At 64.0% G+C, this 15,230-nt stretch carries 15 protein-coding genes; 8 read left to right on the forward strand and 7 right to left on the reverse strand.

What is annotated here, in order from left to right:
- The first annotated feature begins 3 nt into the window (after positions 1-3).
- The 3 genes from HWE04_RS21330 (at position 4) to HWE04_RS21340 (ending at position 1,459) form a co-directional block, all read left to right on the forward strand.
- Positions 4-786: an amino acid ABC transporter ATP-binding protein gene (locus HWE04_RS21330; RefSeq protein ID WP_006463392.1), complete on the forward strand. Its 783-nt coding sequence runs from the start codon at positions 4-6 to the stop codon at positions 784-786.
- A 218-nt stretch (positions 787-1,004) separates the two neighbouring features.
- The gene (locus tag HWE04_RS21335; RefSeq protein ID WP_077238621.1) at positions 1,005-1,301 is read left to right on the forward strand and encodes a hypothetical protein; all 297 of its coding nucleotides are present in this window, start codon (positions 1,005-1,007) and stop codon (positions 1,299-1,301) included.
- The gene (locus HWE04_RS21340; RefSeq protein WP_241813647.1) at positions 1,301-1,459 is read left to right on the forward strand and encodes a hypothetical protein; all 159 of its coding nucleotides are present in this window, start codon (positions 1,301-1,303) and stop codon (positions 1,457-1,459) included. Before HWE04_RS21335 ends, HWE04_RS21340 begins: the two co-directional genes overlap by 1 nt.
- Positions 1,460-1,631: 172 nt before the next feature.
- Here HWE04_RS21340 and HWE04_RS21345 read toward each other — a convergent pair whose 3' ends face one another.
- Positions 1,632-2,477, reverse strand: a complete 846-nt coding sequence (locus tag HWE04_RS21345) for a transporter substrate-binding domain-containing protein (protein ID WP_077238620.1) — start codon at positions 2,475-2,477, stop codon at positions 1,632-1,634.
- Positions 2,478-2,904: 427 nt separating this feature from the next.
- Between HWE04_RS21345 and HWE04_RS21350 the strand changes: the two genes are divergently transcribed.
- The gene (locus HWE04_RS21350; RefSeq protein ID WP_006463396.1) at positions 2,905-3,228 is read left to right on the forward strand and encodes a hypothetical protein; all 324 of its coding nucleotides are present in this window, start codon (positions 2,905-2,907) and stop codon (positions 3,226-3,228) included.
- 24 nt (positions 3,229-3,252) lie between these two features.
- Here HWE04_RS21350 and HWE04_RS21355 read toward each other — a convergent pair whose 3' ends face one another.
- The 5 genes from HWE04_RS21355 to HWE04_RS21375 form a co-directional block, all read right to left on the reverse strand.
- Entirely contained in the window at positions 3,253-4,587 is a 1,335-nt protein-coding gene (locus tag HWE04_RS21355; RefSeq protein ID WP_241813648.1) for a DUF2863 family protein, read from the reverse strand.
- A gap of 11 nt (positions 4,588-4,598) precedes the next feature.
- Complete coding sequence (locus HWE04_RS21360; RefSeq protein WP_241813649.1) at positions 4,599-5,534, reverse strand: DMT family transporter; 936 nt, start codon at positions 5,532-5,534, stop codon at positions 4,599-4,601.
- A 442-nt stretch (positions 5,535-5,976) separates the two neighbouring features.
- Positions 5,977-6,798: a MetQ/NlpA family ABC transporter substrate-binding protein gene (locus HWE04_RS21365; protein ID WP_241813650.1), complete on the reverse strand. Its 822-nt coding sequence runs from the start codon at positions 6,796-6,798 to the stop codon at positions 5,977-5,979.
- A 131-nt stretch (positions 6,799-6,929) separates the two neighbouring features.
- Entirely contained in the window at positions 6,930-8,309 is a 1,380-nt protein-coding gene (locus tag HWE04_RS21370) for an LLM class flavin-dependent oxidoreductase (RefSeq protein WP_241813651.1), read from the reverse strand.
- A 17-nt stretch (positions 8,310-8,326) separates the two neighbouring features.
- Positions 8,327-9,583 (reverse strand): SfnB family sulfur acquisition oxidoreductase, encoded by a 1,257-nt coding sequence (locus HWE04_RS21375; RefSeq protein WP_182993392.1) that lies wholly within the window; start codon positions 9,581-9,583, stop codon positions 8,327-8,329.
- Positions 9,584-9,892: 309 nt separating this feature from the next.
- Between HWE04_RS21375 and HWE04_RS21380 the strand changes: the two genes are divergently transcribed.
- The 3 genes from HWE04_RS21380 (at position 9,893) to phaP (ending at position 12,253) form a co-directional block, all read left to right on the forward strand.
- Entirely contained in the window at positions 9,893-10,099 is a 207-nt protein-coding gene (locus HWE04_RS21380) for a DUF3717 domain-containing protein (RefSeq protein WP_006463402.1), read from the forward strand.
- A gap of 128 nt (positions 10,100-10,227) precedes the next feature.
- Positions 10,228-11,442, forward strand: a complete 1,215-nt coding sequence (locus HWE04_RS21385; RefSeq protein WP_077238615.1) for a patatin-like phospholipase family protein — start codon at positions 10,228-10,230, stop codon at positions 11,440-11,442.
- 241 nt (positions 11,443-11,683) lie between these two features.
- Complete coding sequence (phaP, locus tag HWE04_RS21390) at positions 11,684-12,253, forward strand: TIGR01841 family phasin (protein WP_006463404.1); 570 nt, start codon at positions 11,684-11,686, stop codon at positions 12,251-12,253.
- Between the two features lie 100 nt (positions 12,254-12,353).
- On the opposite strand, the gene HWE04_RS21395 is transcribed toward phaP, so the two are convergent.
- Positions 12,354-13,961 (reverse strand): NAD(P)/FAD-dependent oxidoreductase, encoded by a 1,608-nt coding sequence (locus HWE04_RS21395; protein ID WP_241813652.1) that lies wholly within the window; start codon positions 13,959-13,961, stop codon positions 12,354-12,356.
- A 256-nt stretch (positions 13,962-14,217) separates the two neighbouring features.
- Here HWE04_RS21395 and HWE04_RS21400 point away from each other — a divergent pair, with 256 nt between their 5' ends.
- Positions 14,218-15,222 (forward strand): helix-turn-helix domain-containing GNAT family N-acetyltransferase, encoded by a 1,005-nt coding sequence (locus HWE04_RS21400; RefSeq protein ID WP_241813653.1) that lies wholly within the window; start codon positions 14,218-14,220, stop codon positions 15,220-15,222.
- Positions 15,223-15,230: the final 8 nt, after the last annotated feature.

The raw sequence follows: 15,230 nt of genomic DNA on the forward strand, positions 1-15,230 counted from the left end.
AGGATGAACACCCAGGTCAACAACAACGCCAACGCGATGATCCAGATCAGCAATCTCAAGAAGGCCTTCGGCGAGCACGTGGTGCTCAAGGACATCTCCATCCAGATCGGCAAGGGCAGCGTGGTCGCCATGATCGGGCCATCCGGCTCGGGCAAGTCCACCCTGCTGCGCTGCCTGAACCTGCTGACCGTGCCCGACCAGGGCGCGGTGCGCATCGGCGAGCGCCACTTCGAATTCGACGGCCGCAAGTCGCGCCTGCCCAAGGATCGTGAACTGGCCGCGTTCCGCGCCCGCACCGGCATGGTGTTCCAGCATTTCAACCTGTTCCCGCACATGACGGCGCTGGAGAACGTGATGGAAGGCATGGTCACCGTACTGCGCACGCCCAAGGCGCAGGCTCGCACGCAAGCCATGGAACTGCTGCAGAAGGTGGGGCTGGCAGACCGTGCCGACATGTATCCGCAAAAGCTCTCGGGCGGCCAGAAGCAGCGCGTCGCCATCGCCCGCGCCCTGGCCATGCAACCGGACGTGATGCTGTTCGACGAAGCCACCTCGGCACTGGACCCGGAACTGGTGGGCGAAGTGCTCAACGTGATCCGCAGCCTGGCCGCCGATGGCATGACCATGATCCTGGTCACGCACGAAATCGCTTTCGCCCGTGAAGTCGCGGACCAGGTCGTCTTCATGCGCGACGGTGTGGTGGTGGAAGCCGGACCGCCGTCGCAGGTGATCGACAATCCGCAGCAGGCGGCGACCCAGGCCTTCCTGTCACGTTTCAATGCTTGATTGCTGGTTACACTGAATTACGTTCAACGTAACTCATGAGAATGGCGTGTCACCCGTTTTCGGTGGCGCGCCATTTTCATTTCAGGTGCCATCGACAGGCGGAATGGGCGCTGAAAAAAATCGAGTTCTTGTGCAGTTTAACCAGTGCCGACTCGACATGGTTATCTGGATCAGGCAGCGTACCGCTTTCCCGCAACCGTCCTTTCAGGAGAAACGCAATGAAAACGTCTGCCAACGAAACCATCGTGGTCAGGGCGACCACCCGTGAAAAGCTGGTCATTTCCGCCAAGGCGCGCAGGCTCGGCCTGGATGTACCGGACCTGATGTGCAAGGGCGCACTGGCCTACGAAGGCGGACAGATGGATGAGGCGCTGGGCGAACTGGCCAGCCAGGCCCGACAGGCTGCCGAGCGGGCTTGTGCCGCCATCGATGAGACGCTGGACTTTGTTGCCGCCAGCAACGCCCGCCTGGCGGCACTGGAGGCGCAACGGCAGGTCAGCGCGGCGAGGTCCTGATGTTCGGTCTCACCGGGCGGCTGTGGACGGCATTGACCGCCATCATCAAACTGGAAGACAAGGTCACGCGACAAAGCGAAGCGATCCGCCAGCAACAGGCCAGGATAGAAAATCTGACCGAGCGCATGATCAGGCTCGAGACCTTGCTGAAGTGGTGATCCGCTCCAGCGAATTCAAACGCCTCAATTGACGACAAACGCCCGGCCTTCGACGGGCAGCCCCCCTCCCCGAATCAAGCAAAGTTCTCAACCCAGCCCAGTACAGGCAAAAAAAAACCGCACCATCGCTGGTGCGGTCCGAGTGCAGGCGCGCGGGGACGCCGGCCTGTACTTACAGCGGAATCTGCGGCGGCACATCTTCCGGCTTCACGCCGGAGAGCTTCTGCAGGTTGCCCAGCACGGTCGGCTTGATCTTGCCGGCAGCGCGCTCGGCCACGATCCACTTGTTGATGGTCTCGACCCAGGCCTTGTCCTCTTCCTTGGGGACGCCGATGTTGGTGGAGGTCGCTTCCAGCGGCTGCGGCACGTACATCTTGCCCAGCGCCGGGTTCTTCTTCAGGATGTTCAGCGCCAGCAGCCACACCAGTACCTGCGCATCGACACGACCGGTCTGCAGCGCCAGGGTGGCATCGTCGGCCTTCTCCAGGCGCACGATGGTGGCATTGGGGCAGACGCGGCTGATCATCTGGTCGTGCGAAGAACCGATGTCCACGGCGATCTTCACTTCCGGCTTGTTCAGCTCGGCCCAGGTCTTGAATTCCTTCTTGGAGACCACGGTGAAGGCATTCAGGAACAGCGGTTCGGTAAAGCCGATCACCTCGCGGCGTGCCGGCGTCGGATTCATGCCGAAGAACAGGTCGATCTTGTGGGTCTGCAGATCCAGCACCGAGTTGCCCCAGGTGGTTTCGGTGATGTCCAGCTTGACGTTCAGGCTGGCCGCCAGGCTCTTGGCGAAATCGATCATGAAACCGCCCCACTCACCGCTGGCCAGGTCCTTGTTGTAGTAAGGCGCAGCACCACGCACGGCACCGATACGCAGGGTCTTGGTACGCTGCACGCGGGCCAGGGTCGGTTCGGTCGAGCCGGTCGCAGCGGCGGCCTGGGCGAAGACATTCGGAATGGCGCTGGCAGCGGCAAGGCCGGCCACGCTGGTGATGAAACTGCGACGGTTGGTCATTTCTCTGTTCTCCCTGATTTGGCGGATGGCGCGGCCGCCGCGTGGACGGCAGCGTTGCGCAAGTGGTCTGCGCCCGGCCCACGCCGGACGGCGTCGACGATTTTAGCCCAGCCGCAGGCGGCCCGCCCGGGCAATTGCCGGCAGCAGGGACCCGAGTGGGGCTGACTCCCAGCAGGCAGGAAAAATTTCCCGGCTACCGCACAAACAGTGGCGGACTCACACCGTTGAACGAAATCTGACAGCCTGCGCATGCGCGCAAGCCCGGTTGAAGATTTTCTTACAGCCACGCCATCCGGGTAAAACCGGGTAAGGCCGACGCTCCACGGAAACCCGCGCGCTTAATCTGGGACCTCTCGCATCGATGCCGCACGGCAATGCCACGATTGCCATGCACACACACGCGAGGACCAGTCAACGGGGGGATTTCATGCGTATTGAACAAACCAGCCAGCATAGGGGCGGCATCGTGCTCGCCTGCCTGAGCGCCGTCGCCCTGGGTGGCTGCGCCAACTTCAGCGAAGTCAGCGCCGGGCAGGACGAGCTCTATCAGGTCTCGGCCACGGGCGTGAGCTACACCATGTCCATCCCTGCCCTCACCGCGGCAGCGCGTGAAAAGGCCCGCGACTTCTGCGGCCGGCAGCAGATGCAGGCCGACCTGCGCCAGCTGGTGCGCGGTTGGCGACCGATGCAGGTGGACCTGTATTTTCGCTGCCAGCCCACGGGCGTGAGCTTGCAGGCGCTGCTGGACTAGGACCTGGTCACATTCAAACAGGCCCTAGGCCGCCGGAAAATCGCGCTCGCGCAGCGGCAGGCCATCGGCATCGATCGCCTCGGCCAGCTTCACTGCGGCTACACCCAGCGAAGCGACGGCATCGGCAGCATCGAACAGGGCGACCTGCACATCCCCGTCGACAGGCTGTACCGAACGCGCCAGGAGTCCCTGCGCGCCCCGCAGCACGACCTGCAGCTGGATCTCGCCCTCTGCATCGTCGATGGCAAAGAAGGCGCTGGCCTGCGCGGCCTGCGCACCTGCCTGCGCCAGCCCAGCCTCCAGTTCCGACAGCATCTGCAGCGTGCGATATTCCGCATTGCCGGTCTGCTTGGCACCGTGGAACAGGTCCTGGTACAGGAAGTGCAGCTGGCACTGCGCCGCCTCGCCGGATTGCCCGGTCAGGCATTGCTGCATCAGCGGCGTGATCTGCTCGCTCCACTGGCGGAAGCGCTGCGCGCGCGCTTCGAAATAGGCATCGGCTGCCGCCTCTTCCGCCGGAATGGCGTAGAAGGGATCGTCCACGTCCTTCAAGGCAAAGCCCAGCAGGAAGCGTAATTCGAGCGCCTCATCGTCAGCTCCGAAGGCGCTCTCCGGCCAGCCGCGCATGCTGCGCTCGATGGCCGGCACGCCCAGTATCTTCTTGTCGGTGAGCGAGGCGAAGGCGTCGCGGTTCATGGCCTCGACTTCGCTGAAGCTGAGCCCATTGATTTCTTCAGGATGATAGAGATGGTGGACCAGCACCACGCGCGCGCCGGGGCTTTCCAGGCCGGCCTCCTGCAGGCTGGTGCGCAGCGCATCGAAGGCATCGCCATCGGTCAGCGCCAGCGCTTCCTTCAGGCCGCCACGGGTGCGCACCAGCAGCGGGATCAGGAAGGCGTTGATCTCCAGCTCCTTCTCCCCCCGTCGCAGCACGATGATGTCCGCGCCCTCTTCCACCACCTCGCGCAGGAAGGCATGACCACGCTGGTCGTCGTAGCGCAACTGTTCCAGTGCTTCGTAGAGGGTATCGTCGTCGCGCTCGCGCAGGGTATTGCGCACCATGCGCTCCAGCTCTTCCTGACCGGTACGGCGACCGCGACGGTCCGGCGCACTGGCGGCCACGGCGCTGGCCAGGGCCACCATCTGCTGCACACGCAGTTCGTCTTCGTCCAGGCTCTGCGAGGCCGCGTGGGCCTGATGCTGGCGCCGACGTGCCGCTTCGGTGGAGACATGGGTGCGGGGCTTGTCGCGGACCGGTCCCTGAGCGGGCGGTTTGGCCGGTGACCTGGACGGGCTGGCGGCCGGTTTCCGGGCTGCGTTCGAGGGTGATTTGCCGGAGGGGCGCTTGGCTTGATTCATGTCTTCCTCGCTCAATGCAGCGGTAATTTTTCAGAACTGGAACGGCCAGGCAAGGTCGCCAGGAACATTCCCGCCAGGGCCACCGCAAAGGCCGTGGCCTGCAGCGCCGACAGGTTCTCGCCCAGCGCCAGCACACCGACCACGGCAGCCGATATCGGCAGCATCACCGTGAACACGCCCGCGCGCGCGGCCGGCACCACCTTCAGGCCGGTCATCCACAGCCACACGGTCCACACACTGGCCGCCAGCGCGTAGAACACCAGCAACAGCCAGATGTTGGCCGGCACCGAGACGAAGTCGAACTGCAGCGCGGTATAGAGGCCCATGGGCGTCATCAGCAACAGCCCCCACAGGTTGATGACGGCGCTGATGCGCTTGGGCGTGAGTACGGCGGTCAGCTTCTTGCCGATGACCGCATAGGCGGCCTCGCACAGCACCGCACAGAACACCAGCACATTGCCGAGCCACGCGTATTGGCCGTGGCTGGCTGCGGCCCCTGCTCCGTGATGATCCTTGGCCAGCGACAGCAACCCGATGCCGATGGCGCCGCAGGCCACCGCACCCCAGACGCGCAGGCTGATCTTCTCCTTCAGGAAGACCCAGCTCATCACCGCCACCACGGCCGGTATCGCCGACATGATCACGCCGGCCGAGACCGCATTGGTCATCGACACACCAGTGATCATGCACAGCGTGAAGAGAAAATTGCCGAGGAAGGATTCGAGGAAGACCAGCCAGCGCGATTGCGCGCTCAGGGGCTTTTCATCGGCCGGCTTCTTCAGCCAGCGCAGCATGGCGATGGCGCCGATGCCAAAGCGCAGCCAGGCCAGCAGGAACACCGGCAGCATCGCCGCCAGCGGTTTGGTCAGCGCCACGTAGGCGCCCACCATGGACATGCTCAGGATCAGGCAGCCGTAGCCCATGGGGCGGCTGGGGGTGTAGCTCATGTGCGGTTTGATGTTTGTCTCGGGACCAGGCGCCATGAAATGTGGCGCGCTGGGGGAGCCAGCATTTTACCCGCTCAAGAGCAATGACCGAAACGCGAGGGCATGACTGGTCCCGCGGTCAGTGCAACAGATAGGCCACCAGCCGCTCCGCACCGACAAACAGGGCGATAAGCAATAGCAGTCCGATACTGAATACCTCCCACGCCACAGGTGCGGAGTGGATTTCACCTTTGCATAAATCCCGCCAGAGTTTCCGAAAGAAATTCCTCATGTGCCTGCCTTCCGATGTGATTGTCGATGTTGGCGTCATCCTGGGGTTCGACGCGCCATCGGGAAGGTACGCGAATATCTGCTGGAAAAAGGCAAATCCTCCTGGAAAGGCCGCGGTGTCAAAACATTTCGCACCGCGTCCAAAATTACTGCGAGATCGACGCTGCCGATGTCACCACGCCGCCAGAATCCCGCCCTTGAACTCCGTCTCGATGTACTGCTTCACCTCCGGCGACTGGTAGGCCTGCACCAGCTTGCCCAGCCAGGGCTGGCCGCGATCCTTCTCGCGCACGGCGATCAGGCAGGCGTAGGGGCTGTCGCCGCTTTCCACCACCAGGCTGTCGCGGGCGGGATTGAAGCCGGCCTTGGAAGCATAGTCGGCATTGATGGCGGAGGCATCGAGGTCGTCCAGCGTGCGTGGCAGTTGCGCAGCGTCGATCTCGACGAACTTCCACTTCTTCGGATTTTCGGTGATGTCGATGGGGGTGGCGTTGGTGCCGATGAGCGGGTCGATGCCGGCGCGCAGCTTGATGACGCCATGCTTCTGCAGCAGCAACAGCACGCGGCTTTCGTTGGCGGGGTCGTTGGGGATGCCGATCTTGGCGCCGATGGGGACGTCCTCAAGCTTGCGGTACTTCTTCGAATAGATCGCCATCGGGCCGATCATGGTCTTGCCCTCGGCATACAGTTTGTAGCCACGTGCCTTGATCTGGGCATTGAGGAAGGGGCGATGCTGGTAGCTGTTGGCGTCGAGTTCGCCCGCATCGAGGGCGGCGTTGGGCTGGATGTAGTCGTTGAACTCGATGATCTTGACCTTGTAGCCTGGGTTGTCGCGTTCGAAGACGCGTCGTGCCTGCTCAAAGATCTGTGCGTGCGGACCACTGGTGACGCCGACGCGGATCACCTGATCCGGTGCGGCCTGTGCCGTCCCGCCGATGCTGGCGAGCGCGCACAGGGCGATGCCGGAAATCCATTTCGCTGCGTTGAACTTCATTCTCTTCCCCGATTGAAAAAGGTCCAATGTAGCGACCGCTCAAGCGGGGCGGAAGGAATCATTTCCGCTTTGCATATGTGCTGCGCGCATGTGCCAGCATGTGCCAGCACGCGCCAGCACCCGGGGTGGAATCAGGCGTGTTCGACCGCAGCGGTCCTCCGGAAGCTCGCGCCTACGTGCTCTTGCGGCAGGGTCGCGGCGCGCTGGAAGAGTTTTTCGCGCAGGCTGCCCTGTGCGTATTCGCGCTTGTAGGAGCCGCGCTCCTGCAATACCGGAATGACCAGGTCGACGAAGTCTTCGAAGCTCTCCGGCGTCACCGTGCGGGTCAGGTTGTAGCCGTCGATGCCGGTGTCGGCGACCCAGCTTTCCAGTTCGTCGGCGATGCGATCCGGGGCGCCGACGATGCTGGCATAGCGGCCACCCAGTTCGAGTTGCTGCAGCAGCTTGCGCTTGGTCCAGTTCGACTCCGGTTGCGTGACCGTCTTGGTGAGCGACTGGATGGCATTGGTCTTGGCAGCGCGGATCGGTTCATCCAGGTCGTAACGCGAAAAGTCGATCCCGGTGCCGGCCGAGAAGTGGGCCAGGCCGGCCTCGGGACTGGCGTAGCTGGCGTATTCGCGATAGCGGTCCTGGGCTTCCTGTTCGGTGCGGCCGGTGACCACGGTCAGGCCCATGAAGATCTTGATCGCCTCCGGATCGCGCCCCTCGCGCACGGCGCCGTCGCGGATGCTCTGCACCAGCTTGCGGGTGGCGTCCTTGCTCTGGCTGGAGATGAAGACGCACTCGGCATGACGCGCGCCGAAGGCCTGACCACGCCCGGAGGAACCGGCCTGGTACAGCACCGGCGTGCGCTGGCGCGAGGGTTCGCTCAGGTGGATGCCTTCGACGTGATAGTAGTCGCCATGGTGGGCGATCTTGTGCACCTTGGCCGGGTCGGCATAGATGCGGCGCGCGCGGTCGCGCAGCACGGCACCGTCTTCCCAACTGCCTTCCCAGAGCTTGTAGACGACTTCCATGAATTCGTCGGCGCGGTCATAGCGCTGATCGTGTTCCAGCTGTTCGTGCAGGCCCATGGCGCGGGCGGCGCTGTCCAGATAGCCGGTGACGATGTTCCAGCCCACGCGTCCCCTGCTCAGGTGATCCAGGGTGGACATGCGGCGTGCGAACAGGAACGGGGCTTCGTAGCTCAGGTTGGCGGTGATGCCGAAACCCAGGTGGTCAGTCACGGCAGCCATGGCCGACACCAGCATCATGGGATCGTTGACCGGCAACTGGATGGTTTCGCGCAGGGTGAGGTCGGTATTGCCCTGGTAGACGTCGTAGACGCCGACAATGTCGGCCAGGAACAGGCCATCGAACTTGCCGCGTTCCAGCAGGCGCGCCAGGCCGGTCCAATAGGCGATATCGGTGTAGTCCTGCGAGCGGTCGCGAGGGTGCGTCCACAGGCCGTGGTTGATGTGACTGACGCAGTTCATGTTGAATGCGTTGAGGCGGATTTCCTTCCTGCTCATGATGGCTCCCGGATGGCTCAGAGCGCGCCGTGGCGCGGTGGATTCTGGCCGTTGAGCACGTAGTTGCCGATGGCGTGGTATTTCCAGCGCACCGGATCATGCAGGGTGTGGGTACGGGCATTGCGCCAGTGGCGATCGAGGTTGTGCTCCGCCAGGGTGGCCTGCGAACCGGCCAGTTCGAAGAGCTTGCTGCCGGCGGCCAGCGAGACATCGGTGGTCAAGACCCGCGCTTCGGCCACGGCGATGGAGGCAGCGGCCACACTGTCTTCGGTCGGCTCTGCGGCGGCGGTGTCGAGCCGGTCACCGGCACGCTGCAGCAATGCCTCGGCGGCATGCAGCTGGATGGTCAGGTCACCCACTTCACGCAGGGTCAACGGATCGTCACCGGCGCGTTCGACGCCGCTGTCGATCCAGGGACGCGAACGGGTGCGCACGAATTCCAGCAGATCGGCATAGGCGGCGCGGGCGATGCCCAGGTCGATGGCGGCGTGCAGGATCTGCGCCAGCGGGCCGATCTGGGTGGGGCGCGTGAAGGCCGAGGCAAACCCGATCACGGCGTCGGCCGGGACCTGCACGTTGTCGAATACGGCACTGCCGCTGCCGGTGGTGCGCTGGCCGAAGCCGGACCAGTCATCGATGACGGTCAGGCCGGCGGCATGGCGCGGGACGATGGCCAGTTGCTGCACGCCCTGTTCGTCGATCACCGAGGTCGGGACCCAGTCGGCATAGAGTGCGCCGGTGGCGTAGAACTTGCGACCGTTGATGCGATAGCCCGGGCCGTGCGGGTTGCGTGTGAGGCTGGTCTTGCGCTCGTGCGAGGTACGGGTGCCCAGCTCGGCCAGGGCATTGCCGAAGCGGTCGCCCTGCAGCACGCGCTCGAAGAAGAAGCGTTTCTGCGTTTCGTTGCCGTTGACGCGGATGAGCTCCACCGCATAGAAGTGGTTCTGCGGAATCTGTCCGAGCGAGCCATCGGCAGCGGAGATGATGGCGATCACCTCGGCCAGCGTGCCATAGGACACACCGGCACCACCGTATTCACGCGGCACGCTGATGCCCCACAGGCCGGAACGCACGTAGCGCTCCAGCTCGTCCCAGGGCAGCTTGCGTTCGCGGTCGCGCAGGCCGGCTTCACGGCGGAAATCCTCGGCCAGCTTGCGGGCAGCGGCCAGCGCCTCGGCCTCGTCGCGGATGCGGGCGACCAGGCGGGTGGAGGTCGCCGAGGGCGGCGGCAGGGTATCGAGCAGGGTGGCGGAAGCAGCGGCAGTCTGGGTCATGGCGGGCGATCAAGTTCGGGGAGAAGTCAGGGCTGGTCGGGGCAAGCTCAGCGGGAAATGGGAGCCCGGTGGCGCAAGCCTTGCGTCAGCAGACGTTCATTAGAGCAAAGCGACCTGTGAATCCGAACGAAGCATTACGCATGTGCTTGCTTGCTTTTCGCATGCTGTCCGTGGCGCGACCAGCGCCGGACCGTGGGTTGATACCCTCGGGCAAGCGCGGCAGCACTGTATTTCCAACCAGTATTCGGGGGCGAAATGCGTTAGAATGCGCCGACGTTTCAGCTTAAGTCTTTATCAAGAATCACCGCCATGCTCACCCTCACCGAACTCGAAGATGCAATCAACTACTGGCGCCAGCAGCGCCCGGCCAGCGGAGAGGAGTGCGCACTGTCCCCCGAAGTCAATGCCCTCGCCGGCCTGTACGCGCTGATGATCTTCCATCGCCGTCATGAGGTCGACCTGGAACAGATCGATGCACAGGCACGTCAACTGATCGAGGCCTGGCTGGCCAGCTGACCGGTGCCGCCGGGCATTTGCCGGCACTTGCATATTGGTCCGGTCACGTTCCCGTAAGCGCGCTATCCTAGACTCCTTGACGATGTGGTCGCCCTGGCGGTGACAGGCACTCCCTGAAAGGATGAACGATGCGCAAGGACCCCGAACAGACAGCCCCGTCCGCTCCCCGCAAACCCGCCAGCCGGTCCGCCGCGCCGGCGGTCAAGCCGCGCGTGGCGCTGGTGCTGCAGGGCGGCGGCGCGCTGGGGGCTTACCAGGCCGGTGTCTATCAGGCCTTGCACGAGCACGACCTCACGCCGGACTGGGTGGTGGGGACCTCGATCGGTGCCATCAATGCCGCCCTGATCGCCGGCAATCCGCGCGAGACCCGCATCGCCCGTCTGCGCGAGTTCTGGGAGACGGTGGCCCACCCCGACCTGTTCGACCTACGCCAGGTGCCCGACGCACTGCGTCCCTGGGCCACCCGCGTGACCACGCTGGATACCTTCCTGCGGGGTGCCCCCGGCTTCTTCCGGCCGCGCCCGCTCAATGCCTTTTCGCTGGGCCTGCCGGTGTCACCCGAGGAGGCCAGTTTCTATAGCACCACCGAACTGGGCGAGACCTTGTCGCGGCTGGTGGATTTCGATTACCTCAACAGCCAGTCCGGTATCCGCATGACGGTGGCGGCGGTCAAGGTCACCTGTGGCACGCTGGTCAACTTCGACTCCCGCGAGCAGCCGCTGGGACCGGACCACGTCATGGCCAGCGGCGCCCTGCCCCCGGGTTTCGCACCGGTACGGGTGGATGGCGAGCTGTACTGGGACGGTGGCCTGTACTCCAACACGCCGCTGGAAGCCGTCCTCAACGATGAGCCCCGCACCAACCTGCTGTGCATGATGGTGGACCTGTGGCATGCCGACGGTCCCGAACCGCGCACCCTGGAAGAGGTGCAGACGCGGGAGAAGGACGTCACCTTCGCCTCGCGCTCGCAGCGCCACATCGATGCCTACCTGCAGCAGTACCACCTGCGTCGCGCCGCCCATGCGCTCTACAAGCGCCTGCCGCGTGAGATGCTGACCCAGGAAGACAAGCAGATGATGGCCGAGCTCGGCGCCGACAGTACCATTCACATCGTGCGGCTGGCCTATGCAGGGCGTGACTGGAACATGGCTTCCAAGGACGTCAATTTCGCCCGTGGCTCCGTGTTATGGCGCTGGGAACAGGGTTATCAGGACGGCCTGCGCGCCATCGCCCTGGGCAAGGGCTGTGCCTTCAGCGAGACCGATGCCGGCATCGTGGTGCATGACCTGCCCAGCGGTCACACGCAGGTGCAGCCGGAGAAAACGACCGAACGTTCGGCTTGATCGCCCGCAAAGCCGCTGCGGGCGGGGCGTCGCATAATTCCCACGACCTCCGGACTATTTTTGTGCGGCGCACAAATAACACTTGATTTCACCAAAGAAGTGCATAAAATAGGAATTGTTGCGGCGCACAAATCATGATTGTTTGTTGATTCTGGTCGAAAGCCGCTCTCGAAAGCCGATTGTTTGATCGTCACGCTCGTCGGCAAGCTCATTTGTCATATCTATCACCTAGGAGATGAACATGTTTTCGTACCAAGATCAGTTTTCCGCCGCTACCAAGGCCAACCTGCAAGCCCACCTGGACCTCATCAACAACCTGACCGCCAAGGCCTTCGAAGGCGTGGAAAAGATCGTTGAACTGAACCTGTCGGCCACCAAGGCCACCCTGGAGGAAGCCACCGCCGCCGCCAAGCAGCTGGCCGCCGCCAAGGACCCGCAGGAACTGCTGTCGCTGGCCGCTGCACAAGCCCAGCCGGGCGCCGAGAAGGCCACCGCCTACAGCCGTCACCTGGCCGGCATCGTGTCCTCGACCCAGGCTGAATTCACCAAGGCGGCTGAAGCCCAGATTTCCGAAACCAGCCGCAAGCTGTCGGCCCTGATCGACGAGATCAGCAAGAACGCGCCCCCGGGTTCGGAACAGGCCGTGTCCATCCTGAAGGCCACCCTGACCAACGCCAACGCTGCCTACGAGCAACTGTCCAAGAACTCCAAGCAGGCTGTGGAAACCCTGGAAGCCAACCTGGCCAACGCGACCAAGCAATTCACGGCTGCAGCTGAAAAGACCGTCGCTTCGGCCCGCGCCAAGAAGTAAGCCAGACAGCAAGCCAACGCGTCAGGCAATACGCAGCAAGGCAAACGAAAAACGCCGCTCCGGGCAACCGGAGCGGCGTTTTGCTTGGGCGGTCCGACGATCAGGTCTGCGCCACCATGTCCAGCGCCAGCGCCTCGGCCACACGGATACCGTCGATGGCGGCCGACATGATGCCCCCGGCATAACCAGCACCTTCACCGGCCGGATACAAACCCTTGGTATTGAGACTCTGCAGGCTATGGTCGTCGCGCTTGATACGGATGGGCGATGAGGTGCGCGTTTCGATACCGGTCAGCACGGCATCGTGCATGGAATAGCCGCGGATCTGCTTTTCGAAGGCCGGCAGCGCTTCGCGGATGGCCTCGATGGCGTAGCTCGGCAACGAAGGATTGAGGTCGCCCAGCTTCACGCCTGGCTTGTAGGACGGCTCCACGTTGCCCAGTTGCGTCGAGGGACGGTTGGCGATGAAGTCGCCCACCAGTTGCGCCGGGGCATCGTAGTTGCTGCCACCCAGCTCATAGGCGCGACTTTCCCACTCGCGCTGGAAGGCGATGCCGGCCAGCGGATGACCGGGATAGTCGGCCGGTGAAATGCCCACCACGATGCCGCTGTTGGCATTGCGCTCGTTGCGGGAATACTGGCTCATGCCGTTGGTGACCACCCGGCCCGGCTCGGAGGTAGCCGCCACCACTGTGCCACCCGGGCACATGCAGAAGCTGTATACCGAACGACCGTTGGAGGCATGGTGCACCAGCTTGTAATCGGCCGCGCCCAGGATGGGATGGCCGGCCCCGGGACCGAAGCGGCACTTGTCGATCAGCGACTGCGGGTGTTCGGCGCGGAAGCCGATGGAGAACGGCTTGGCCTCGATATAGACACCGCGCTCGTAGAGCATCTCGAAGGTATCGCGGGCGCTGTGGCCGATGGCCAGCACCACATGGTCGGCCTCGATCTGTTCGCCGGTGGCCAGGGTCAGGCCACGGATGCGGCCATCCTCGATCAGTACATCCTCGACCCGCTGTTCGAAGCGGAATTCACCGCCCAGCTTCTCGATCTTGTCACGCATCAGCTGGATCATCTTGACCAGACGGAAGGTGCCGATGTGGGGCTTGCTGACGTACATGATTTCCGGCGGCGCATCGGCGGCGACGAATTCGGACAGCACCTTGCGACCGTAATGCTTGGGGTCCTTGACCTGGCTGTAGAGCTTGCCGTCGGAGAAGGTACCGGCACCGCCTTCGCCGAATTGCACATTGGACTCGGGCTTGAGCTCGCGCTGGCGCCACAGGCCCCAGGTGTCCTTGGTACGCTCGCGCACGGTCTTGCCGCGTTCCAGGATGATGGGGTTGAAGCCCATCTCGGCCAGGATCAGCGCGGCGAACAGGCCGCACGGCCCGAACCCGATCACCACCGGGCGCTTCTTCAGGGTCGCCGGGGCGCGGGTGACGAAATGATAGGAAGTGTCGGGCGTAGGGCCGACATTGGTTTTCTTCGCGTTGCGCTGCAGGACTTCGGCTTCGTTCCTGAGCGCGACGTCGATGGTGTAGTTCAGGGTGATGGCCGTCTTCTTGCGGGCATCGTAGCTGCGCCGAAACAGGGTGAAGGACAGCATCTCGTCGGCCTGGATGCCCAGGCGGTCGAGGATGGCGGCGTTCAGTTCATCTTCCGTATGGTTCAACGGAAGGCTTAGCTCAGAGATGCGCAGCATGTGCGGAGACTTTCAACAAGGCTGGGGATGCAGGAGGTGGCGCGCCACGGCGGCCGGTAGGGTCACGGCGGGCGGGCTGCGCGAAAGGCGACATTCTACTCCAGCACGCTGGCCGACCCCAACCCGACGCCGCCCGACGCCAGTTGCGCGCGCGAGACAGCCTGGTGAGCGGCCCGCAAAACTGGTTGCACTACGCAATCATCTGGCCGTACATTGATTGCATATCGCAACCATAAGACTGAATCGGGAGAACACCATGGACTACGACGGCCTTCAGCTACCGTCACGGGAACACACCATCCGCCAGTTGCGGGAGCTCTCACGCAAGCTGGTGCGCGAGCTGGGCTTCATGCGCAGCACGCTGGCCGGCAGCGACATGGCGCCCTCGGCGGTGCACGCCATCATCGAGATCGGGCTCAATCCCGGCATCCAGGCGCGCGACCTGGGCGAGCTGCTGTATCTGGACAAGTCCAATACCAGCCGCCAGTTGGCCAAGCTGGAGGCCCTGGGCCTGGTGCGCCGTACGCCACTGGCAGCTGACGGGCGGGCCTTCAGCCTGGCGCTGACCGAGGCCGGGCAGGCCCTGCGCAAGAAGATCGACAAGTTCGCCACCGACCAGGTCTCGGCGGCGCTGCGGCGGATCGTGCCGGAAGACCAGCAGGGTCTGCTGCGCGCACTGGCGCTGTATTCGCAGGCCCTGTCGCGTGAAAACCCGAATGCCGCAGCCTCGCAGGAGAAGCAGCCGATACCGTTGTGCCTCGGCTACCAGCCCGGCTGCATCGGCGACATCGCCAGCCTGCATGCGCGCTATTACGCCGAGGCGGCCGGTTTCGGCGTGTTCTTCGAGCACAAGGTGGGTAGCGAACTGGGTGCCTTCGCCCAGCTGCTGCCGGCCGCCGGCAAGCAACTCTGGACGCATGTGGAGCAGGGACGCACCCTGGCGTCGATCGTCATCGATGGTGATCCCGCCAGCGGAGTAGCCCACCTGCGCTGGTTCATCGTCGATGACAGCCTGCGCGGCGCCGGCGTGGGCCGGCGCCTGCTGGAGGAGGCCATGGCCTTTGTCGATGCGCATGGATTCGCATGCTACCTGTGGACTTTCCAGGGGCTGGATGCGGCGCGCCACCTGTATCTGGCGGCAGGCTTCACGCTGGCCGAGGAGTCGCCCGGGGAGCAATGGGGCAGCCGGGTGGTGGAGCAGCGCTATGTGCGGCCAGCGCGTGGCAAGGTGACTGAAGTGACTGAACCGGCCCGGCGCTGATCGAGCCG

This window comes from Herbaspirillum sp. C7C2 (assembly GCF_022627865.1).
GTDB classification, from domain to species: domain Bacteria; phylum Pseudomonadota; class Gammaproteobacteria; order Burkholderiales; family Burkholderiaceae_D; genus Herbaspirillum; species Herbaspirillum frisingense.